This window comes from Aerophototrophica crusticola (genome assembly GCF_012913305.1).
GTDB lineage: Bacteria > Pseudomonadota > Alphaproteobacteria > Azospirillales > Azospirillaceae > Niveispirillum > Niveispirillum crusticola.
In genome coordinates this window covers 1,020,248-1,040,468 of record NZ_CP051775.1, presented here as the reverse complement: position 1 = coordinate 1,040,468, position 20,221 = coordinate 1,020,248, and the positions used below count along the sequence as shown (strand labels likewise).

Here is a 20,221-nt window from a genome sequence, read left to right as displayed (position 1 = left end):
AAGGACCCCCGCCTCCCCCGCGAAGGCGGGGGTCCACTGTTTTTGACCCGCCCCCCCACACGACCGTCGTTTGAAGAACTATGGACCCCCGCCTGCGCGGGGAAGCAGCTGGTGCGGGTGGTGGAGCAGCATTGACGCCACGGAACGACGGGCGGCGGCGCGGGTTGCTCCCCCACCGCCCCCAAGACGGACCCTGCCATGCCCCCGGACAGCCCCCTGCCCCCGACCAGCACCCGCCGCCTTGCCGCGGGGGCGCCGGAGGGGTGGGACGCGCAGGTGATCGCCGACTTGGCGCGGCAGGCAGGGCCCGTGCCGCTGCTGCATGTGGCGGAAAGCCGGCGGCGGCTGGACATGCTGACAGGGGCGCTGGCCTTCTTCGCGCCCGAGGTGAGGGTCTTCCCCATCCCGGCCTGGGACGCGCGGCCCTATGACCGGATTTCCCCAGCGTCGGCATCATGGCCCGGCGGATGGAGAGCCTTCGCGCCCTGGCGCGGGGGGAGGTGGAGGGGCCGGCCATCGTGCTGGCCACCGCCGCGAGCCTGCTGCGCCGAGTACCGGGGCGGGAGGCGCTGGCCGGGGCGGCGGTGGAGCTGGCGGCCGGGCAGGAGCTTGACCCGGACGCCCTGCGGGCCGAGCTGGCGCGGCTGGGACATGTGCTGCTGCCGGAGGCGGATGAGCCCGGGGAGGCCATGGTGAACGGCACCCGGCTGCGTATCCACCGGGCGGTGGACAACGCGGTGGTCCTGGCCGAGTACCCATCCGGCCGGACCCTGGACAAGCTCACCCTGGATGGGGAGCCGGTGGAGCGCGTCACCCTGGGTGCGGCGTCGGAACTGCTGCTGGACACGGCGGCGGCGCGGCGGTTCGAGGGGGGCTACGCGGCCCTGGCCGGGCCCGCGGCGGGACGGGACCCGGTGCGGGAGGGGGTGGCGGGCCTGCGCCGCCCGTCGGGGGTGGAGCACTGGCTGCCCCTGTTCCATGACCGGATGGACAGCCTGTTCGACCTGTTGCCCGGCTGCCCCGTCAGCCTGGATGAGCGGGCGGAGGGGGTGCGCGACCTGCGGCTGGCGGAGATCACCGAGGCGCACCGGCGCCGGCAAGCCCGGATGGAGCTGGACCGCAAGGCCGGCCTGCCGCCCTACCCGCCCGTGCCGGTGGCGAGCGCCTTCCTGGGCGCGGCCGACTGGGATTTCGGGCTCGCGACCCGCAAGGTCACGTCACTGGACGACGACCCGCCGGAAACGGGGCGGAAAGCGGACGACCGGGGTGGGCGCCACCTGGAGACAGTGCCGGACCCGGACGACCTGGACGGCCTGCGCAGCTTCCTGGAGGGCTGGCGGAAAGAGGGGCGGCGCCTGGTGGCCGCCGTGTCCCGCCCGTCGGAGGCGCTGGCCCTGGCGCGCCTGGTGGGCCGGCGGGGGCTGGGTGATGGGGCGGTGGTGAAGGACTGGGCGGAGGCCCAGGCCCTGCCGCCGGGGACCATCGCCGCGGCGGTGCTGCCGCTGGAGTCCGGCTTCACGGCCCCAGGGATCGGGGTGCTGGCCCGGACGGACCTGCTGAAACAGGGGGCGGCCAAGGTGGCGGGTCCGGCCACCTTGCCGGAATCGGCGGGTTTGGCCCTGGGCGCGCTGGTGGTCCACCCGGAGCATGGGGTGGCCCTGGCGGACGGGCTGGAGGCGGTGCAGGCGGCGGGGGCGCCGCACGACTGCCTGAAGCTGGTCTATAAGGACGGCGACAGCCTGTTCGTGCCGGTGGAGAATTTGGACCTGCTGCATCCGGCGGGGCCCGGCGCCGGGGTGGACAAGCTGGGCGGCCAGGGCTGGGCCAACCGGCTGGACAAGGCCAAGGCCCAGGCGGAGGAGATGGCCCGGGCCCTGCTGGAAGCGGCGGCCCGGCGCAAGGCCACGCGTCATCCCCCGATCAAGCCGCCGCGCCGGGCCTGGCGGGCCTTCCTGTCCGGCTTCCCCTACGAGCTGACTCCCGACCAGGAAACCACCATCGACGCCGTGCTGGCCGACCTGGCCGCCGGACACACCATGGACCGGCTGGTGGTGGGCGACGTGGGCGTGGGCAAGACGGAGGTGGCCCTGCGGGCGGCCTTTGCCGTGGCCATGTCCGGGCGGCAGGTGGCCGTGGTGGCACCCACTTCCCCCCTCGCCCGGCAGCATCTGGAGGACTTCGCCGACCGCTTCGCCGGCTTCCCGGTCAGTACAGGCTATCTTGGCCGCGGCCAGCCGGCGGCGGACGCCAAGGCGGTGAAGGCGGGTCTGGCCGACGGGTCCCTGCGGCTTGTCGTCGGCACCCACGCGGTGCTGGCGAAGGGCGTCACCTTCAGGGATCTGGGCCTGCTGGTGCTGGATGAGGAGCACCGGTTCGGCGTGAAGCAGAAGGAACGGCTGCGGGAGCTGTCCGCCGGGACCCATACCCTGGCCATGTCCGCCACCCCCATCCCCCGCACCCTGCGCCAAGCACTGGAAGGGCTGCGGGACGTGAGCATCATCACCACCCTGCCGGCAGAGCGCCGCCCGGTGAGGACGGAGGCCGTGACCCTGTCCGACGGGCTGTTGCGGGACACCCTGCGGCGGGAGGCGGCCCGGGGGGGCCAGGGCTTCGTCATCGTGCCGCGCATCGACGACCTGGAACCGATGAAGGAGCGGCTGGGCCGGCTGGTGCCCGAGCTGGGGCTGGTGGAGGCCCATGGCAAGCTGCGGCCGGAGGAGCTGGAGGACCGGGTGGAGCGATTCGCCCGCGGCGGCTGCGACGTGTTGCTGGCCACCAACATCGTGGAGACCGGCCTGGACATCCCCAACGCCAACACGATCATCGTCCACCGGGCCGACCGATTCGGCCTGGCCCAGCTGCACCAGCTGCGCGGCCGGGTCGGGCGGTCGCGGCGGCAGGCCTGGGCCTACCTGACCTGGCCGGAGGACCGGCCGCCCTCCCCCCAGGGGATGGAGCGGCTGCACGCCCTGGCGGCCCTGACGGGGCCGGGCGCCGGTTGGGCCGTGGCGGAGCGGGACATGGAGCTGCGCGGCGGCGGCGACCTGCTGGGGGAGGCCCAGTCCGGCCATGTGAGGGACGTGGGCCCCGCTCTGTTCCAGGCCCTGGTGCGGGACGCCATGGCCGCGGCAAAGGGGGAAACGCCTGATGCGACCTGGTCCCCCCGCATCGCCCTGGACCGCCCGGCGCTGCTGCCCCCGGCCCTGGTGCCGGAGCCGGGACGCCGCATGGAAATCTATGCCCGCCTGTCACGCATGACCGACCCGGCCCAGCGCGACGCCCTGGCCGCCGACCTCCGCCACCCCGGCCAGCCCCTGCCGGCGGAGGCGGAGGCGCTGCTGGACCTTGCCGAATTGAAGCTGCTCTGCCGCCGGGCAGGGGTGGAAAGTTTGGATATCGGGCCGAAAGGCGCCGTGCTGGGCCTGCGCCCCGGGGTGGAACCGCCCGCAGGGGCGGAGGTGCGGGACGATGGGAAACTGCGGGTGACCTGGGACGACCCGGCCGGGCGGATGGGCCGGGTGCGGGGGTGTTGGCGGAGGTGGCCGTAGGTCGGATTAGGAGCCCCAAGGCTCCGTAATCCGACGGCGACGGTGACCGTCGGATTACGCTTCGCTAATCCGACCTACATGCTCACTCATACCGCAGGGCCACGACGGGCTTGCGGGCGGCGACGCGGATGGCGTGGGCGGCGACCGTCACCCAGGCGATGGCCAGGGCCACGGCGCCGACGGCGACGAAGACCAGCGGGTCCAGGCTGACCCGGCTGGCGAAACCGGACAGCCACTCCCCCATGGCGTACCAGGCGACGGGCCAGGCGATCAGGTTCGCCACCAGCACGGGGCGGGAGAACTGCCAGACCAGCAGGCGCACGATGTCGAAGGACCCGGCGCCCAGCACCTTGCGCACGCCGATCTCCTTCGTCCGCCGCTCCGCCTGGAAAGCGGCGAGGCCGAACAGCCCCATGCAGGCGACGATGATGGCAAGGCCGGCGAACAGGCCCAGCACCTGGGCTTGGCGCTGCTCCGCCCGATAGAGCTTCTCCACCTCCTCATCCATGAACTGGCGGTTCACCGGCCGCTCCGGATAGGTTTCCTTCCACAGGGCGTCGATGCGGCCCAAGATGCCCGGCAGGGTATCGGGCGCCACCCGCACCACCAGAAGGGTGGTGGTGTCCGGGTCCGCCAGGAAGACGGTGGGCACCTTTGGCTGGCGGACGGAGCCGAACTGCACGTCGTCCACCACGCCCACCACCCGCAGGCGCAGGGCGCCGTCGCCACGGCCCAGGGTCATGGCCTTGCCCAGCCCCTCTTCCGGCGTGCCCCAGCGCATGAGCTGGACCAGGGACCGGGTCACCACCACCCCGGTTTCCCTGCCATCGACGGACTCGGCGCCGCCATCCGGCGTCCCGCGCACCCGGTCGGTGGCGCGCTGCTCGTCAAGCAGGCGGCCGGCGATCAGGGTGGCGCCCATGGCCTTCAGGTACCGGTGGTCGGCGCGCTCCGTGCGGAGGGTGGTCTCCTCCCCCGCCCGGGGGCCGTCCAGCACCACATAGTTGCTGGTCGATTCCGACTGGTCGGTGGGCACCCAGGCGGCACCGGAGGCGTCCAGCACCCCGGTTCCCGCCGCAGCCGGTCGCGCAGCGTGACCCAGGTCGGGTTCCCGCCGTCAGGGACGCCGCGCAGCAGGAGCAGGTTCTCCCGCTCGAACCCCAGCCGTGCGGACTGGGCATGCCGGGTCTGGTCCAGGATCACCCAGGTGCAGACGGCCAGGGCGATGGCCGCGCTGAACTGGCCCACCACCAGCACCGCCCGGAGCCGCCCCGGCCCGCCCGTGGCCTTGCCCCCGCGCAGCACCACCGCTGGGCGGAAGCCCGACAGCACCAGGGCCGGGTAGACGCCGCCGGCCATGCCCACCAGCACGGCCAGGGCCATCCCCAGCATGGCGAGCGTGCCGAAGGACCGGTGGGCCGCGTCGATCTGGACGCCCAGCATTTCCATGACGACGGGCAAGGACAGCTCCACCAGCGCGACGGCGATGAGGCCCGCCACCAGGGTCAGCAGCACCGCCTCCCCCATGAACTGGGCCACCAGCGCGCGGCGCCGGGCGCCGAACGCCTTGCGCAGCCCCACCTCCCGCGCCCGCAGCCCCGCCCGGGCGGTGGAGAGGTTGACGAAGTTGATCCCGGCGATCGCCAGCATCAGGACGGCCAGGGCCATGAAGGCCCAGATCACCTCCGGTGAGGTGGCGTTGAACAGGATGTCCGGGTTGGTGTGCAGCTTCGCCAGCGGCGTCAGCTCGACAAGGAAGCTGAACTGGCCGCTGCCGGGTTCGTTGTAGTTGGGGTAGCTGCGCTTGGCCGCTTCCTGCATGGCCGTGCGCACGGCATCCGGCGCCGCCCCTTCCTGCAGCAGCACGAAGGTGCGGAAGGAGTTGTTGCCCCAGCTCTCCCGGATGCGCTCCAGGAAGGGCAGCGGCGTGCTGATGGAGACGAGGGCCGGGGCCAGGACATCGCTGTTGACCGGCGGGTCGCCCACCACCGCCGTCACCGTCAGGATGGTGCCGTTGGCTAGCGGCAGGGTGCGGCCCAGCACGTCCGTGGTGCCGAACAGGCCCTGGGCCTCCTTGGCGCTGAGGACCAGGCTGTAGGGCTTTTCCAGCGCGGTGGCCGGGTCACCGGACAGGACCTCCACGTCGAACATCCGGAAATAGGCAGGGGATGCCGTGGCAAGGCGCAGGAGCCGCGTCTCCTCCCCCAACCTCACCACCTGTGCGGTGCGGGTGACTTGCAGCACCGCCTCGACCCCCGGCACCTGTTCCGCCAGGACACGGCCCATGGGCAAGCTGAAGACGGGGCTCGGCACCGGGGTGCGGCCAGGGATGAACTGGGTGGACCAGGCCAGGTGGATCCGGTCCACCTTGGCGTGGAACCGGTCGTAGGACAGCTCATGCCGCACATGGACGGCGATCAGCAGGGCCGCCGCCAGGCCGACGGCAAGGCCCAGGATGTTGATGGCGGTGAACAGCTTGTGCCGCAGCAGGTTGCGCACAGCCACCGTGGTCCAGTTGCCCAGCATGATCGTCGTTCCCCAACGCCGGGGAGGGGGCGAGCCCCCTCCCCACCCCCGTGCCCGCCCTTACTCGTACCGCAGCGCCTTGATCGGCTTGGCCTGGGCCACCTTGGCGGCGTGCAGGCCCACCGTCAGCCACGCGATGGCCAGGGCCACCACGCCGGCGCCCAGGAACAGGGCCGGGTTCATGTCGATGCGGTAGGTGAAGCCCTGCAGCCAGTGGCCCATCCCGTACCAGGCGATGGGCCAGGCGATCAGGTTGGCCACCAGCACCGGCTTGCTGAACTGCCAGACCAGCAGGCGGACGATGTCCGGGACGCTGGCGCCCAGCACCTTGCGCAGGCCGATCTCCTTCGTCCGGCGCTCGGCGGTGAAGCTGGCCAGGCCGAACAGGCCGAGGCAGGCGATGATGATGGCCAGGCCGGCGAAGGCGGCGAACATGGTGGCCATCTGCCGCTCCTGGTCGTAGAGCTGCTGGATGCGGTCGTCCAGGAAGACCCGCTGGGCGGGGGTGTCCGGGAAGAACTGCTTCCAGGCATTGTCGATGGCCGCCAGGGCGCCCGGCACGTCACCCGGCTTGACCCGCACCGCAACCGCGTCGAACTGCACCGGGTCCACGTAGAACTGCGCCGGGGCGATGGGGTCGCGGACGGAGCGGAAGTGGAAGTCCTGCACCACGCCGATGATGGTGAAGTTGTAGCTGGCCCCCTGCCCGGCACCCGCCAGGTAGGTCTGCCCCAGGGCGGCCTCGTTGGAGGCGAAGCCCAGCCGCTTCACCGCGGTCTCGTTCAGGATGACGGCGGCGGGCATCTGGAAGTCTTCCGGCGTGCCGGCCGGGCGCTGGCCGCCGGGGCGCATCCATTCCGGCCGGGTCACGTAGTCGGTGCCGCGGTTGCGGTCGAACATGCGGCCGGCGACCAGCTTCATGCCCATGGTGTCGAAGAAGTCGAAGTCCACCGGCTCGTTCCGGACCACCAGCAGCTCGCTGGAACCGCGGCCGGGCATGCGCACGTTGGTGTTGTTCTCGTCGAAGGTGCCGGGGGTGATGGCCGTGGCGGAGGCGGCCGCCACGCGCGGGTCCTTGGCGATCAGCTCGGCGACGGAGCGGGCCTTTTCCCGCATGGCGCGGGTGGAGAAGCCCTCCAGCACCACCAGGTTCTCCTTGTCGAAGCCCAGGTCCTTGTTCTGGGCGTAGAGGAACTGGCCGTAGACGATGGCGGTGGCCACCATCAGGGCGATGGAGATGGCGAACTGCACCACCACCAGGGTCATACGCAGCCGCCCCGACCCGCCGCCCACGCCCGACGAGGCACCCTTGAGCACCGCGGCGGGCTTGAAGCCGGACAGGAAGAAGGCCGGGTAGGTGCCGCCGGCGATGCCGACCAACACGGTCAGGCCCAGCAGGATGGCGGCGAGGCCCGGGTCGGACAGGAAGTTGAAGCTCAGCTCCTTGCCCAGGAAGGCCGAGTAGGCGGGCAGGACCAGCTCCACCAGCGCCACGGCCAGGACCAGGCCCACCAGGGTCAGCAGCACGGACTCGCTGACGAACTGGGTGACGAGCTGGGCGCGGCTGGCGCCCACCACCTTGCGGACCGAGACCTCCCGCGCCCGCTGGGTGGCCCGGGCGGTGGCCAGGTTCATGAAGTTGATGGAGGCGATGGCCAGCACCAGCACCGCCACGGCGGAGAAGGTGTAGATCTCCGTCATGGCCGTGCCCTGCCGCATGGAGGTGGCGATGGGGTCGGTGTTGATGGAGAGCAGCGGCCGGATGCTGGGGGTGAAGATGTCGGACAGCTTCACGATGCCGTTGGGGCTGCGGATCTCGGGGAAGGCGGTCTTGGACCAGGCGAGGAAGCGCTGGTTGAAGTCGGCCGCGTCCACGCCGGGCTTCAGCTTCACGTAGGTGGTGGAGCTGATGGCACCCCAGTTGGCCCGGGTCTGTTCCAGGTTCCGCACCGCGGGGGAGCCGATGGGGGCCAGCACGTCGAACTGCAGGTGGGTGTTGGGCGGCAGCTTCTTGAAGACGCCGGAGACGCGCAAATCATGCTGCCCGTCCACGGTGATGACGCGGCCCAGCGCCGGCTCGTCACCAAAGTATTTCCGCGCGACCTCCTCCGACAGGATGATGCCGCTGCGGTCCTCAAGGGCCGTAGGGCGGTCGCCCTCCAGGAAGGGCAGGTCGAAGATCTGCAGGAACTCGGGGTCGGCGGCGAAGACGGTCTCGGAGAACAGCTTCTCCCCCGTCCGGAAGGTCATGTTCTGCTGGACCATGGCGGCGCGCAGCTCAACCTCCGGGAAGGCGCCCTTCATGGCGTCGCCCATGGGAAGCTGGGTGTTGGCCACCGTGTCGGCAGGGCGCCCGGGCAACTGGGCCCGCATGATCACCTGGTAGACGCGCTCCGCGTCCGCGATGTGGCGGTCGAAGGTCAGCTCGTTGCGCACGAACAGCAGGATCAGGATGCAGGCCGCCAACCCCACCGCCAGGCCGACGATGTTGATGGCGGAATAAAGCCTGTGCTTGACCAGGTTGCGCAGGGCAACCGTGACGTAGTTCCGGAACATGGGTCTTCTCCGGCCGATGGTCGGCTTCTTGTCAGCTTCTTGGCCGCGTCACGCCGCGCGCAGGTTCTCGGCCACCACCTGTCCGTCGAACAGGTTGATGATGCGGCGGGCATACTGGGCGTGGGGCATGGAGTGGGTGACCATGACGATGGTGGTCCCCTCCCCGTTCAGGTCGGTCAGCATGCGCATGACCTCGTCGCCGTTGGCGCTGTCCAGGTTGCCGGTGGGCTCGTCCGCCAGCAGCATCTTGGGACGGGAGACGACGGCGCGGGCGATGGCGACGCGCTGCTGCTGGCCGCCGGAAAGCTGCTGCGGCAGGTGGCCCTCGCGGTGGCTGATGCGCACCTTCTCCAGCGCCTCCTTCACCCGCTCCTTGCGCTCGCGCGCCGGGATGTCGTGGTAGAGCAGCGCCAGCTCCACGTTCTCGAAGACCGTCAGCTCATCGATCAGGTTGAAGCTCTGGAAGATGAAGCCGATGTTGCGCTTGCGGATGTCGGCCAGCTTGCGCTCGCCATAGCCGGCCACGTCCTCCCCCGCGAACCAGTATTCGCCGGAGCTGGGGTTGTCCAACATGCCGATGATGTTCAGCAGCGAGGACTTGCCGCAGCCGGACGGGCCCATGATGGCCACGAATTCCCCGTCCTTGACGTGGATGTTCACGGAATTGAGGGCGGTGGTCTCCACCTCTTCCGTCCGGTAGACCTTGGTCAGGTTGACGAGCTTCAGCATGTGGTTGGTTTCCCTGTCGTAGGTCGGGGTGACCATCGGGAACCCCGACATCGTTGCATCTGCGCTTGGTGTCGGGGTTGTGGCCATCGGCCTGCTCCCGGCACCCCCTCACCCCGACCCTCTCCCCGGTGGGGAGAGGGGCAAATTCGTCAATTCAGTTGGATGCGGTCCATCTTGGTGGCGTCGCCGTAGGCGGAGGTGATGACCCGCTCCCCCTTCTCCAGGCCGCCGCGAACCTCGATGACCTGGGTGTTGCGGCGGCCGAGCTGGACGCGGCGCTTGGTGGCGTATTTGCCGTCGGCGTCCACCACGAAGATCCAGTCGCCGCCGGTGTCCTGGTAGAAGGCGCCGTTGGGGATAAGCAGGGCCGTGCTGTTGGCCCCCAGCCGCAGGCGGAGCTGCAGGGTCTGGCCGGGGCGGATGTCCTTGGGCGCGTCGCCCTGGAATTCCAGGTCCACCCGGAAGGTGCCGTCGCGCACCTGCGGGAAGATCTTGGCCACGCGCAGGGTATAGGTGCCGCTGCCGATGCCCACTTCCGCCGTCTGGTCCACGTTCAGGCGCGGCAGGTAGAACTCGTCCACCTGGGCCACGACCTTGAAGCCGTCCATCCGGTCGATGCGGCCCAGCCGCTCGCCCCGCTGCTTGGTCTGGCCGACCTCCGCCTCAAGGGAGGTGAGCTGGCCGTCCACCGGCGCCTTCACCACCAGGTTCTCAAGGTTCTTGCGGGTGAATTCCAGGTTGTCCTGGAGCTTGGTGGTGGCGGCCTTCAACTGGGTGAACTGCTCGCTGCGCAGCCGGTCGGTGACCTGCTGCTGCTCCTTCAGGACGGTGCGGCGGCGTTGCAGGTATTCGAACTCGTCCTTGGTGTCCTCGAACTGGGCCTGGGAGACGGCGTTGCTCTTCACCAGGGTGGAGCGGCGGTCCAGCTGCCGGCCGAGCTGGGTGATGCGGTACTCCACCTCCACCAGTTCCCGCTGGTTGGACAGGCGGGTGGTCTCCAGGCCCAGCTCCACGGTGCGGAGCTGGTTCAGCTGCTCAATCACCTGGGCCTCGCGGCTGATGACCTCCAGCTGCAGGTCGGTGTTGGACAACTCCACCAGCGGCTGGCCGGCCTTGACCATCTGGCCGGCCTCCACGAAGCGGCGCTCCACCCGGCCGCCTTCCACGCTGTCCAGGAAGATGCTGGTCAGGGGTTCCACCGCGCCGCGGACGGGGATGAAGTCCTCGAAGGTCCCTTCGGTGACGGGGGAGATAGCCAGCCGCTCCGCCGCCATGCGCACGGTCTGCCCGCCGCTGCCTGAGAACGCCACGTAGCCGCCCCCCAGCACGAGCAGGGCGACGGCCGCCGCCGCGGCCTTCGAGCGATGCTTCTTCCAGGTCGTCTTCTCGACCCGACGGTCCATAGGCATTGGTGCATCCCCTCCTGGCGGGACGACGGTCAGACGAGGATGTTGAGCCATGGCACGATCACCGCGAAGACGGCCCCCGCGAGCCACAGGTCCGGGTTCACGTCGGTCACCATTTCCTCGATCCGCTCCCAGGCGGAGCGGGCGGGGCCGGTGGGGTCCGGGTTCGTGGCCATGGTCGTCATCCCTTGTTGTCGAAGGGGGCGCCCCTGCCCCCGCTGTCGACGCCCTATCCGCAAGGGTTGTGCCAGTCCGGAAAGCCGCGGGATTCCTGCATCGCCTGCGACATCAGGCGGTGTGCGCATCCGGACAGTGTCCGCTGGCGGACACTTGGGACGGTGATAACGGACAGGAACATGCGTCGCCGCTTCCGCGGATGGGGGTGGGCCGCCGCCGATCCGCCAGTGCGGAAGGATGGTCCGGAACCGGTGCCGGGAACATGGCGGTACGATATACCTAGCCGGTATATCGTCCGTGATGATGCCTGTCTGTGATCGACAACCCGTAGTCAACTCCCCGGTAGTCGCGGCCAGGAAAAGGGATCGTGGACAACAATCCATACGGGACAGGGAGAGGGAAATGCACCACGGGATACCGGTGACCAAGAAGGGCAGCCAGGATGTCTTCCTTGCGTCAGGGGACACGCCGACCTCGTTCGGCATCCTGTTCGAGCAGGACAGGTCCCAGCCCAGCGTCGAGGCGCTGAAGAAGCTGGCCGAGACCATGGTGGAGCCGCCCGGGCCGCCCACGGCCGACCTGGATTCCACCCAGCCCGCAGGTTTCACCTTCTTCGGCCAGTTCGTGGACCACGACATCACCCTGTCGGCCGGCACGCCGCCCGACCCGGATGGCGTGTTCGACTTCTCCACCGTCCACAATGGCCGCACGCCCCGGCTGGACCTGGACTCCGTCTTCGGCACGGGTCCCGCCTACAGCGACAGCGCCCCGCTCTATGACCCCGCCACCTTGCGGCTGAGGCTGGGTGAGGGCGGCTTCGGCCCGCCAGCCCAGGAGGTCGCCGCCGCCGACCTGCCGGAGGGCGCGTCGCCGTCGGTGTCCCGGACATTGGGCGACCCGCGCAATTCCGAGAACCTGATCATCGCCCAGCTGCACACGGTGTTCATGCGGCTCTACAACCGCTTCCTCGGCCACACGCCGGGTGCCGCGGGGGATCTGGCGCGCTATGAGGCGGCCCGGCGGAAGACCGTGCAGCATTACCAGCATGTGGTCCTGAACGATTACCTGCCCCGCATCGCCGGGCGGGCAGCGGTGGATGCGGCGATGCTGCGGGACGTGCCGCGCTACCGGCACATGGTCTCGCAATGCCCGACCAAGCTGATCATGCCGGTGGAGTTCGCCTTCGCCGCCTTCCGGTTCGGGCATTCGCAGGTCCGAGGCGGGTACAGCCTGAACATGGGCACTGGTGGGCAGCCGCGGGGACGCCGGCTGTTCGTGCCCGGCGACCTGGACCTGAACGGCAGCCATCCCATCACGGAGGATGCCCGGATCAACTGGGACTTCTTCTTCGAGCTGTCCGAGTTGTCGGGGGACGAGCCCACCGTCCCCCGCAACTTCAGCCGGCGGTTCGACGCGAAGCTGGCGGGGGCCCTGGCGAACCTGAAGCCCCCCGGGATCCCGGACGGCACGGAACCCGTGCTGGCGACCCGCAACCTGTTGCGGGGCCGGGCCGCCTGCCTGCCCAGCGGCCAAGCCGTGGCCCGCGCCATCGGGGCGGTGCCGCTGTCAAACGACCAGTTGGGCCTGGAGACCCTGGACCCGGCCGTGCGGGAGGAGATCGAGGCCCATACCCCGCTCTGGTACTATGTCCTGCGCGAGGCGGAGGTGGTGGGCGGCGGCAAGCGTCTGGCCGGGACCGGCGCCTACATCCTGGCGGAGACCTTCGTCGGGCTGCTGCTGCACGACGAGAACTCCATCCTGAACCAGCCCTTCACCCCGGAACCGGGGCTTGAGACCCTGGCGGGCATCTGCGCCACCGTCTGGCCCAACCGGGGGCGCGGGCCCAACGACGCGGACTGACCCTTTCAGTTCCCCGGTCGCCCCCGGCTCAGGGGCGGTCGGGGCGGGCGCGGCGGCGGTCGCCGCCGGGGTGTGTTTACGCCAAGCGTGGACACGCCCTTGATCCTCCCAACCTGGCGGTGCCACGTGGGTCGGCGGCACCGCCCCCTTTTCCCGGTCATTCGTAGCGCAGGGCCCGCACCGGCCGTTCCCGCGCCACCCGGGCGGCATGGCCGGCCACCGTCACCCAGGCGATGGCGAGGGAGCCAAGGCCGGCGGCCAGGAAGGGCGACGGGCCCAGATCGATGCGGAACGCGAAGTCCGCCAGCCAGCGGCTCATGGCCAGCCAAGCCAAGGGCCAGGCCACCAGGTTCGCCATCAGCACGGGGCGGGAGAAGTTCCAGACCAGCAGGCGGACGATGTCCATCACCCCGCCCCCAGCACCTTGCGCACCCCGATCTCCTTCGTCCGCCGCTCCGCCTCGAAGGCGGCCAGGGCGTAAAGGCCCAGGCAGGCGATGGCGATGGTCAGGCCGGCGAAGGCACCCAGCACCCCCGCGATGCGCCATTCCCGCTCATACATCCGCTCGATGGACTGGTCCAGGAAGCCGCGGGCCACGGGGATGCGGGGGAACATGGACCGCCAGACGGCATCCACCTGGGCCAGCACCTTGGGCACGTCCGCCCCGGGGCTGAGCTTCAGCAGCAGGAAATTGTAGCTGTACTGCAGGTCGCCATAGACGAAGTGCATGGGACGCAGCGCGTTGCGGGCGTTGCGGGACCGGAAATCTTCCACCACCCGATGACGCGGAGCTGGGTGGGCACCGGCGTGTCGTCGCTGGTGGTCACCAACTGGCCGATGGCGGCCTCTGGCGAGGGGAAACCCAACTGCCGCACGGCGGTGGCGTTAAGGATGGTGCTGAAGGTGCGCGTGCCCTCCGCCCCCTCGGCGAAGCGCATCTCATCCTCCGCCCGCGCCGGGTCGAAGCCCCGGCCGGCGACCATGCGGACGCCCAGGACCGACAGGAAGTCATGCTCGGCCCGGTAGATCTCCGCGTTCACCCGGTCGGCCTCCGGCGCGCCGGGGCGGTTGATGTCCCGGCTCTGGTTGCCCTGCCCGCCGGGCACCATCCAGGAGGCGGAGGCGGCCTGGACACCCGGGATGCGCAGCAGTTCCGCCCTCAGCGCGTCCAGCCGGGGCCGCACGTCGGGATGGCCGATGCCGCGCAGGACGACGCGGTTCTCCTTGTCGAACCCCAGGTCGGCGGAGGCGGCGTGCAGCGTCTGTTGCAGGACCACCAGGGTCGCGGCCGCCAAGGCGACGGCGGCGGAGAACTGCACCACCACCAGGAAGGCCCGCAGCCGGCCGGCGCTCCCCACCCCACCCTTGCCCGCCCGCAGCACGGCAGCCGGGCGGATGCCGGACAGGAAGAAGGCCGGGTAGGCCCCGCCGGCGATGCCCACGCCCAGGGTCAGCAGCACCGCGCCGGCCATCAGCGGCAGGTCCGACCAGGGGCTGACATAGAGGCGTATCCCCACCAGGTCGGCAAAGCCGGGGGCCAGGATCTCCGTCAGGACCAGGGCCAGCACCAGCCCGCCCGCGGCGACGATGACGGACTCCCCCAGGAACTGCAGGATGAGCTGTCGCCGCTTGGCGCCGACGGTCTTGCGCAGGCCCACCTCCCGCGTGCGCAGGCTGGCCCGGGCGGTGGCGAGGTTCGTGTAGTTGATGGCCGCCATGCCCAGCAGCAGCAGGGCGATGCCCGCCATGGCATACACGGTGCCGGCGCTGGCGGGCGGCTCCGTCAGGCTGTCCCAGCGCCCGGAATGCAGGTGGGTGTCGGCCATGGGCTCCGGCGTCAGCCTGATGCCGTTGGAGTCGTCGCGCACGTCCTGGGGGATCAGGGGGATGACCACGGCCTCCAGCCGTTGCCGGAGGTCCGCCGCCGTGACGCCTAGCTTGGTGAGTACATAGACCGGGCCATTGCTGTTGATCCAGAGCGGCGCGCCGAAGCCGGGGGCGGCGGTGGACATCAGCGCCTCAAACCAGACGGCGCTGGGCCCCTCGGGCTCGGCGATCACGGCGGTGACGCGGAAGGCCGTGCCGCGGCTGCTGGTCAGGGTGCGGCCCAGCGGGTCCTCGTCACCGAAGAACTTGCGGGCCGCCGTCTCGGACAGGACCAGGCTGTCAGGGGTGGCCAGCGCCGTTTCCGGGTCCCCTGCCACGAACCGGAAGCGGAAGATGCGCAGGAAGTCCGGGTCCACATAGGCCACGTCCTGATAAAGCGGGTTGTCGCCGCGGGTCAGGGCCGGCCGGCCCGGCTCCACCCGCGTCACCGCCTCCACGCCCAGGCTGTCCTTCTGGCTGCGGATCAGGTCCGCCATGGGCTGGGAGACGAAGGTGAAGCGCACAGGCCCCTGGCGCGCCGGGTCGGCGGAGTCCTCGCCGATGCGGAAGATGCGGTCCAGGTCGGGGAAGTGCCGCTCGTATGAGGTCTCATGCCGGACATAGACCAGGATCAGCAGCGCCGCCGCCAGCCCGACCGCCAGGCCGAACAGGTTGATGGCGGCATAGAGCCTGTGCCGGGCCAGGGTCCGCAGCGTGATGCTCGCATAGTGGCTTAGCATGGTGTCCCCCCTCCGCTCCCCCATGTAGGCCCGGGGTTTGCAGGCAAGGGGCATGCCAGGGGCGCCGGTGCCCCTGGAGACGGCGGATTTGCCGGATTCCGGCTGCGCGGCACCCCGTTCGGGGTGTACGCTTCCGGACAGTCCGCTGTCCATGGACGGACACAAGGGCGCCCGACGAACGGGCCACCGGCGGACGGGCTGCGTGAAGGGGGATTGGACGTGGCGGGACGGGTTCTGATCGTCGATGACGATGCCGACATCCTGGTGGCGGCGCGGCTGCTGCTGAAGCGGGAAGGCATCGCCTGCCATACCGAGCCGCGGCCGGACCGCATCCCGCAGTTGCTGAAGGATGAGGGGTTCGACGCCGTCCTGCTGGACATGAACTTCGCCATCGGCGCCAACACGGGGCGCGAGGGTTTCCAGTGGCTGAAGCGCATCCTGGAGATCGACCCCACCCTGTCCATCGTGCTGATGACCGCCTATGGCGACGTGGGCACGGCGGTGGACGCCATGAAGCAGGGGGCGGCGGATTTCGTGCTGAAGCCCTGGCAGAACGAGCGGCTGGTGGCCACCCTGCATTCCGCCCTGAAGCTGACCGCCTCCCGCCGCGAGGCGCAGGAGCTGGGCGGCAAGGCCAAGGAGCTGGCCGCCGCCCTGGACGGGCCGCCCATCCCCGTCATCGGGTCCAGCCCCGCCATGGCGCGGGTCTTCACCCTGCTGGACCGCGCCGCCCCCACGGAGGCCAACGTCCTGGTGCTGGGGGAGAACGGCACCGGCAAGGAGGTCATCGCCCGGGAAATCCACCGCCGCTCCAAGCGGCGCGACCAGGTCTTCGTCAGCGTCGATCTGGGCGCCGTGGCGGAGAGCCTGTTCGAGAGCGAGCTGTTCGGCCACAAGAAGGGCGCCTTCACCGACGCGCGGGAGGACCGGGTGGGCCGGCTGGTGGCGGCCAACGGCGGCACCCTGTTCCTGGATGAGATCGGCAACCTGCCCCTGCACCTGCAATCCAAGCTGCTGACCGTGCTGGAGCAGCGGGTGGTGGTGCCGGTGGGTGGGACCAAGCCCATCCCCATCGACGTGCGCCTGATCTCCGCCACCAACATGCCGGTGGAGCAGCTCAACAAGGAGGGCGTGTTCCGGCAGGACCTGCTGTACCGCATCAACACGGTGGAACTGCACCTGCCTCCGTTGCGCGACCGGCCGGAGGACATCCCCGCCCTGCTGGACCACTTCATCGGCATGTACGCCCGCAAATACAACATGCCGCCCAAGCGGGTGTCGGCTGAGGCGCTGCGGCGGCTGATGGCCTATCGCTGGCCCGGCAACGTGCGCGCCCTGCGCCACGCGGTGGAACGGGCCATGATCCTGGCGGGGGGTGAGGTGCTGGAGGCGGAGGATTTCTCCCTCCCCTCCACCTCAGGGCAGCAGCCGGCGGCGTCGGCGCCCTCCGCCGCGGCCGCGGCACCGGGCGGGAACGCGGCCCTTGTGCTGGACACGCTGGACCTGGAAGCGGTGGAGAAGGAGGCGATCCGCCGGGCCCTGACCAAGCACCAGGGCAACATCAGCCACGCGGCCCACGACCTCGGCATCACCCGGGCCAGCCTCTACCGGCGGATGGAAAAGCATGGGCTGTGAGATGGGGAACCCTGCACCACCGGGCGCAACGCGATCCCCCTCCCCCTGGGAGAGGGGGCTGGTCTCCCACCCAGGCCAATCCCACGGGGGCCGCCATGGGCTCTAAGCGGTTCGAGCTGAACGTCACGGTCCGGGTGGCGTTGCTGGCGCTGTCCTCCATGTTGCTGGGCGTGCTGCTGGTGGCGACGGAGTATCGCGCCACGACCCTGCTGGTGGCCGTCGCCATCCTGGTTCAGGTGGGCGGGCTGCTGCGCACGGTGACGACGACCAACCGGGAGCTGTCCCGCTTCCTGACCGCCATCGCCCATTCCGACTTCAGCCAGACCTTCGGCATGAGGGGGTTGGGCAGTGCCTTCGATGAGCTGGGCTCCGCCTTCACCACGGTGCTGGAGCGGTTCAAGGCCACCCGCGCCGACACGGAGCGGCAGGCCGAGTACCTGAACGCCCTTCTGGAGCATGTGCCCGTGGCCCTGGCCGCCGTCTGGCCGGAGCCGCGCCAGGGCCGGCGGGTGGAGCTGCTGAACAACGCTGCCCGCCGCCTGCTGGGGCCTGAGGACCTGGCACGGCGGACGGCGGACGGCCACACGGTGGAGGACGCGCTGCGGGAGCTGAAGCCGGGCGACCGGCTGCTGCTGCGGGTGGCGGCCGGCGTGGGCGGCGGGCCGCAGCAGCTCACCGTCGCGGCGACGCAGCTGACCTTGCTGGGGGAACCGCGGCTGCTGGTCTCCCTCCAGAACATCGCCGGCGACCTGGAGGCGACGGAGGTCAAGGCCTGGCAGGACCTGGTGCGGGTGCTGACGCATGAGATGATGAACAGCCTCACCCCCGTCTCCTCCCTCACCCGCACGGCGCAGGCGGTGCTGGCGGATTTGCGGGAGAAGGTGGAGGACCGTCCCGACCTGGCGGAGGAGATGCAGGACGCGGAGCAGGCCATCGACACGGTGGCCCGCCGCAGCGACGGGCTGCTGCGCTTCGTGGAGCGCTACCGCCAGTTCACCAGCGTGCCCAAGCCCCAGTTGCAACGGGTGAAGGTGCGGGACGTGGTGGACCGGATGGAACGGCTGATGACCCCCGCCATGGCAGAAAAGCGCATCCGGTTCGAGGCGCTGGTCCTGCCGCCGCAGCTGGAGGTGTCCGCCGACCCGGACCTGCTGGACCAAATCCTGATCAACCTGCTGAAGAACGCCGTCGAAGCCCTGGGCGGGCGGGAGGACGGGGTGGTCAAGGTCACCGCCCACCTGGACGAGGGCGGGCGCGTGCTGGTCACCGTGGCGGACAATGGGCCGGGCATCCCGCCTGAGGTGGCGGACAAGATCTTCGTCCCCTTCTTCACCACCAAGCGTGAGGGGTCGGGCGTGGGCCTGTCGCTGGCCCGGCAGATCATGCTGGCCCATGGCGGCAGCATCGCCGTGGCCCCGGCGGAAGGGGGCGGCACGGCCTTCGCCCTGCGGTTCTGACCGCCCCCCAGCCGGTGGACGGGAACGCCCTACTCCTATAGTTTGTGCGGGCTTGCGGGCGCGGCCCGCGCCAACCCGTCCTGGAGACGCCATGCTTCGCCATCCCTTCCGCGCCGCCCTGCTGGCAGCACCCTGCTTGCCCTTGTCGCCTGCGGCGAGAAGGGACCGCAGATCGATGAGGCGGGCGCGCGGAAGATCGAGAACGGCATCAAGCAGCAACTGCCGCTCTACCTGGCCGACAGCCCCGGCAGCTACACCATCGAGATCCAGGGCGGGCCGGTGGCGAAGCCCGCCAAGGACCATTACGAGGTCACCCTGCCCGGGTGCTGGCCCACTTGGCCGACGGCGCAGGCACGTTCGACGCCGGCGTGCTCACCGCCAAGGTCACCCCGCTGGAGGACGGCAACTACAAGTTCGAGGCCGCCCTGCCCGCCACCATGACGGCCAAGCCGGCGGACGGCGGGACCCCGGTGACGGTGGGCATCGCCGGCGGCACCCTGTCGGGTGTCTGGCTGCCGCAGTTCGATACGACGGTGGACTCGACCCTGTCCGTGGGCAAGGTCGTGCTGTCCGAGGGGGCCACGGTGCTGGGCAGCGTGGACGGGATCGCCGGGACGACCAAGGGCACCCAGTCCGCCCCCGGCAAGTTCGACATCGCCATGGATTACGCCGCAACCGGCTTCCGGGCCGCCCAGGCCGCCGGGCCGGGCTTCAGCCTGGGCGAGGCGCGGGTGGCCATGACCACCAGCGGCACCGACATGGCGGCCTACATGGCCGTCGCGCGGTCCATGCAGGAAAAGGTGAAGGCGCTGGAGGCGGCGTCCACGGGCGGCGACCCGGCCCCGGCCCAGGTGGCCGCCATGTTCGACGACGTCGGCCGCATGTTCGACGTGCTGGGCACCATGAAGATGACCTTCTCCGTCAAGGGGCTGGATGTCTCCGGCGACGGCAACCGGGTGTCCCTGGGCGACGCGCAGTACAGCCTGGGCTATGCCAAGGCCGGCGACGGCCAGGGGACCGTGTCCCTGGGCCTCGGCTATGGCGGCCTGTCCATGTCCCCCACCCCGCCCATGCAGGAGCTGGTGCCCACCGGCATGACCATCCAGCTCTCGGCGGAGAAGTTGCCCCTGGCGGCGCTGGGCCCGGCCATGAAGGGCCTGCTGGCCGCCCAGTCCACGGGGGAGGAAGGCTCGCCCGAGCGGTCCGCGGCGGAACAGCTTGCCATCATGCCGCTGATGGGGGCCGTGATGCAGTCCGGCGCCGTGCTGAAGGTGGAAAAGGTGGCGGCGACCGCGCCGGGTGCCGGCTTGGACATGTCAGGCTCCACGCAACTGAAGCCCGGCACACCGTTCAACGCCGTCGCGGACTTCACCCTTGTGCTGCGCGACCTGGACAAGGCGGTGAAGGCCCTGAGCCCGCAGCCCGGACAGAAGGCGGATGAGAGCCGGGCCCAGGCCGCCATGCTGCTGGGCATGGCCCAGGGCATGGGCACCGCCGGGAAGACGCCGGAGGGTGCCACCACCCACACTTACCGCATCCAGGTGACGGAGACGGGCCAGCTGCTGGTCAACGGCCAGGATTACGCGCCGATGATGATGGGCGGAATGGGCAAGTAGGCCCGCACTCCTGGACTTATGCCCGACAAGGGGCCGGCCATCCCCGTGGCCGGCCCTTTCTTCGTCACGGGACATTTCCCCTGCCCGCCCGGTTGTCGCCTCTGG

Annotated in this window: 15 protein-coding genes; 6 read left to right on the top strand and 9 right to left on the bottom strand. The window is 70.5% G+C overall.

Annotated elements, in window-relative coordinates; genetic code table 11:
- Nucleotides 1–467: 467 nt before the first annotated feature.
- Entirely contained in the window at nucleotides 468–3,548 is a 3,081-nt protein-coding gene (locus HHL28_RS05000; RefSeq protein ID WP_404326550.1) for a DEAD/DEAH box helicase, read from the top strand.
- Between the two features lie 82 nt (nucleotides 3,549–3,630).
- Here HHL28_RS05000 and HHL28_RS18360 read toward each other — a convergent pair whose 3' ends face one another.
- The 6 genes from HHL28_RS18360 to HHL28_RS04975 all read right to left on the bottom strand — a co-directional run bounded on the left by HHL28_RS18360 (nucleotide 3,631) and on the right by HHL28_RS04975 (nucleotide 10,941).
- Complete coding sequence (locus HHL28_RS18360) at nucleotides 3,631–4,584, bottom strand: FtsX-like permease family protein (RefSeq protein ID WP_404326876.1); 954 nt, start codon at nucleotides 4,582–4,584, stop codon at nucleotides 3,631–3,633.
- Nucleotides 4,476–6,074: an ABC transporter permease gene (locus HHL28_RS04995; RefSeq protein ID WP_169654815.1), complete on the bottom strand. Its 1,599-nt coding sequence runs from the start codon at nucleotides 6,072–6,074 to the stop codon at nucleotides 4,476–4,478. The genes HHL28_RS18360 and HHL28_RS04995 overlap by 109 nt, the downstream gene beginning before the upstream one ends.
- A 60-nt stretch (nucleotides 6,075–6,134) precedes the next feature.
- Entirely contained in the window at nucleotides 6,135–8,630 is a 2,496-nt protein-coding gene (locus HHL28_RS04990; protein WP_075771553.1) for an ABC transporter permease, read from the bottom strand.
- 48 nt (nucleotides 8,631–8,678) lie between these two features.
- Nucleotides 8,679–9,410, bottom strand: a complete 732-nt coding sequence (locus HHL28_RS04985; protein WP_404326547.1) for an ABC transporter ATP-binding protein — start codon at nucleotides 9,408–9,410, stop codon at nucleotides 8,679–8,681.
- A gap of 98 nt (nucleotides 9,411–9,508) precedes the next feature.
- A complete protein-coding gene (locus tag HHL28_RS04980; protein WP_083699174.1) occupies nucleotides 9,509–10,768 on the bottom strand; it encodes an efflux RND transporter periplasmic adaptor subunit in 1,260 nt (419 codons plus the stop codon).
- A gap of 29 nt (nucleotides 10,769–10,797) precedes the next feature.
- On the bottom strand, nucleotides 10,798–10,941 hold the full coding sequence (locus HHL28_RS04975; RefSeq protein WP_169654813.1) for a hypothetical protein: 144 nt from the start codon (nucleotides 10,939–10,941) through the stop codon (nucleotides 10,798–10,800).
- Nucleotides 10,942–11,344: 403 nt separating this feature from the next.
- On the opposite strand from HHL28_RS04975, the gene HHL28_RS04970 reads away from it, so the two are divergent.
- A complete protein-coding gene (locus tag HHL28_RS04970) occupies nucleotides 11,345–12,802 on the top strand; it encodes a peroxidase family protein (RefSeq protein ID WP_075771551.1) in 1,458 nt (485 codons plus the stop codon).
- Nucleotides 12,803–12,959: 157 nt separating this feature from the next.
- Here the strand turns inward: HHL28_RS04970 and HHL28_RS04965 are convergent, their stop codons facing one another.
- Genes HHL28_RS04965 through HHL28_RS04955 form a run of 3 tightly spaced genes read right to left on the bottom strand, consistent with a single transcriptional unit; the run spans nucleotide 12,960 to nucleotide 15,408 of the window.
- Nucleotides 12,960–13,208 (bottom strand): hypothetical protein, encoded by a 249-nt coding sequence (locus HHL28_RS04965; protein ID WP_169654810.1) that lies wholly within the window; start codon nucleotides 13,206–13,208, stop codon nucleotides 12,960–12,962.
- Complete coding sequence (locus tag HHL28_RS04960; protein ID WP_169654808.1) at nucleotides 13,208–13,531, bottom strand: ABC transporter permease; 324 nt, start codon at nucleotides 13,529–13,531, stop codon at nucleotides 13,208–13,210. The genes HHL28_RS04965 and HHL28_RS04960 overlap by 1 nt, the downstream gene beginning before the upstream one ends.
- Entirely contained in the window at nucleotides 13,480–15,408 is a 1,929-nt protein-coding gene (locus HHL28_RS04955) for an ABC transporter permease (RefSeq protein ID WP_169654806.1), read from the bottom strand. Before HHL28_RS04955 ends, HHL28_RS04960 begins: the two co-directional genes overlap by 52 nt.
- Nucleotides 15,409–15,627: 219 nt before the next feature.
- On the opposite strand from HHL28_RS04955, the gene HHL28_RS04950 reads away from it, so the two are divergent.
- The 4 genes from HHL28_RS04950 to HHL28_RS04935 all read left to right on the top strand — a co-directional run bounded on the left by HHL28_RS04950 (nucleotide 15,628) and on the right by HHL28_RS04935 (nucleotide 20,116).
- A complete protein-coding gene (locus tag HHL28_RS04950; RefSeq protein ID WP_404326544.1) occupies nucleotides 15,628–17,043 on the top strand; it encodes a sigma-54-dependent transcriptional regulator in 1,416 nt (471 codons plus the stop codon).
- A 95-nt stretch (nucleotides 17,044–17,138) separates the two neighbouring features.
- Nucleotides 17,139–18,500 (top strand): sensor histidine kinase, encoded by a 1,362-nt coding sequence (locus tag HHL28_RS04945; protein ID WP_075771548.1) that lies wholly within the window; start codon nucleotides 17,139–17,141, stop codon nucleotides 18,498–18,500.
- Nucleotides 18,501–18,542: 42 nt separating this feature from the next.
- Nucleotides 18,543–18,941, top strand: coding sequence for a hypothetical protein (locus tag HHL28_RS04940; RefSeq protein ID WP_169654804.1), 399 nt, complete (start codon nucleotides 18,543–18,545; stop codon nucleotides 18,939–18,941).
- Nucleotides 18,836–20,116: a YdgA family protein gene (locus tag HHL28_RS04935; RefSeq protein ID WP_169654802.1), complete on the top strand. Its 1,281-nt coding sequence runs from the start codon at nucleotides 18,836–18,838 to the stop codon at nucleotides 20,114–20,116. The genes HHL28_RS04940 and HHL28_RS04935 overlap by 106 nt, the downstream gene beginning before the upstream one ends.
- The last annotated feature ends 105 nt before the right edge of the window (nucleotides 20,117–20,221 follow it).

What these genes read in the sequence shown, in the direction of transcription:
- HHL28_RS04980 (WP_083699174.1), bottom strand. Translation starts at nt 10,768, where the DNA reads ATGCCTATGGACCGTCGGGTCGAGAAGACGACCTGGAAGAAGCATCGC.
- HHL28_RS04990 (WP_075771553.1), bottom strand. Translation starts at nt 8,630, where the DNA reads ATGTTCCGGAACTACGTCACGGTTGCCCTGCGCAACCTGGTCAAGCAC.
- HHL28_RS04970 (WP_075771551.1), top strand. Translation starts at nt 11,345, where the DNA reads ATGCACCACGGGATACCGGTGACCAAGAAGGGCAGCCAGGATGTCTTC.
- HHL28_RS04975 (WP_169654813.1), bottom strand. Translation starts at nt 10,941, where the DNA reads ATGGCCACGAACCCGGACCCCACCGGCCCCGCCCGCTCCGCCTGGGAG.
- HHL28_RS04955 (WP_169654806.1), bottom strand. Translation starts at nt 15,408, where the DNA reads ATGCTAAGCCACTATGCGAGCATCACGCTGCGGACCCTGGCCCGGCAC.
- HHL28_RS04945 (WP_075771548.1), top strand. Translation starts at nt 17,139, where the DNA reads ATGGGCTCTAAGCGGTTCGAGCTGAACGTCACGGTCCGGGTGGCGTTG.
- HHL28_RS04960 (WP_169654808.1), bottom strand. Translation starts at nt 13,531, where the DNA reads ATGCACTTCGTCTATGGCGACCTGCAGTACAGCTACAATTTCCTGCTG.
- HHL28_RS04965 (WP_169654810.1), bottom strand. Translation starts at nt 13,208, where the DNA reads ATGGACATCGTCCGCCTGCTGGTCTGGAACTTCTCCCGCCCCGTGCTG.
- HHL28_RS04985 (WP_404326547.1), bottom strand. Translation starts at nt 9,410, where the DNA reads ATGTCGGGGTTCCCGATGGTCACCCCGACCTACGACAGGGAAACCAAC.
- HHL28_RS04995 (WP_169654815.1), bottom strand. Translation starts at nt 6,074, where the DNA reads ATGCTGGGCAACTGGACCACGGTGGCTGTGCGCAACCTGCTGCGGCAC.
- HHL28_RS05000 (WP_404326550.1), top strand. Translation starts at nt 468, where the DNA reads ATGGAGAGCCTTCGCGCCCTGGCGCGGGGGGAGGTGGAGGGGCCGGCC.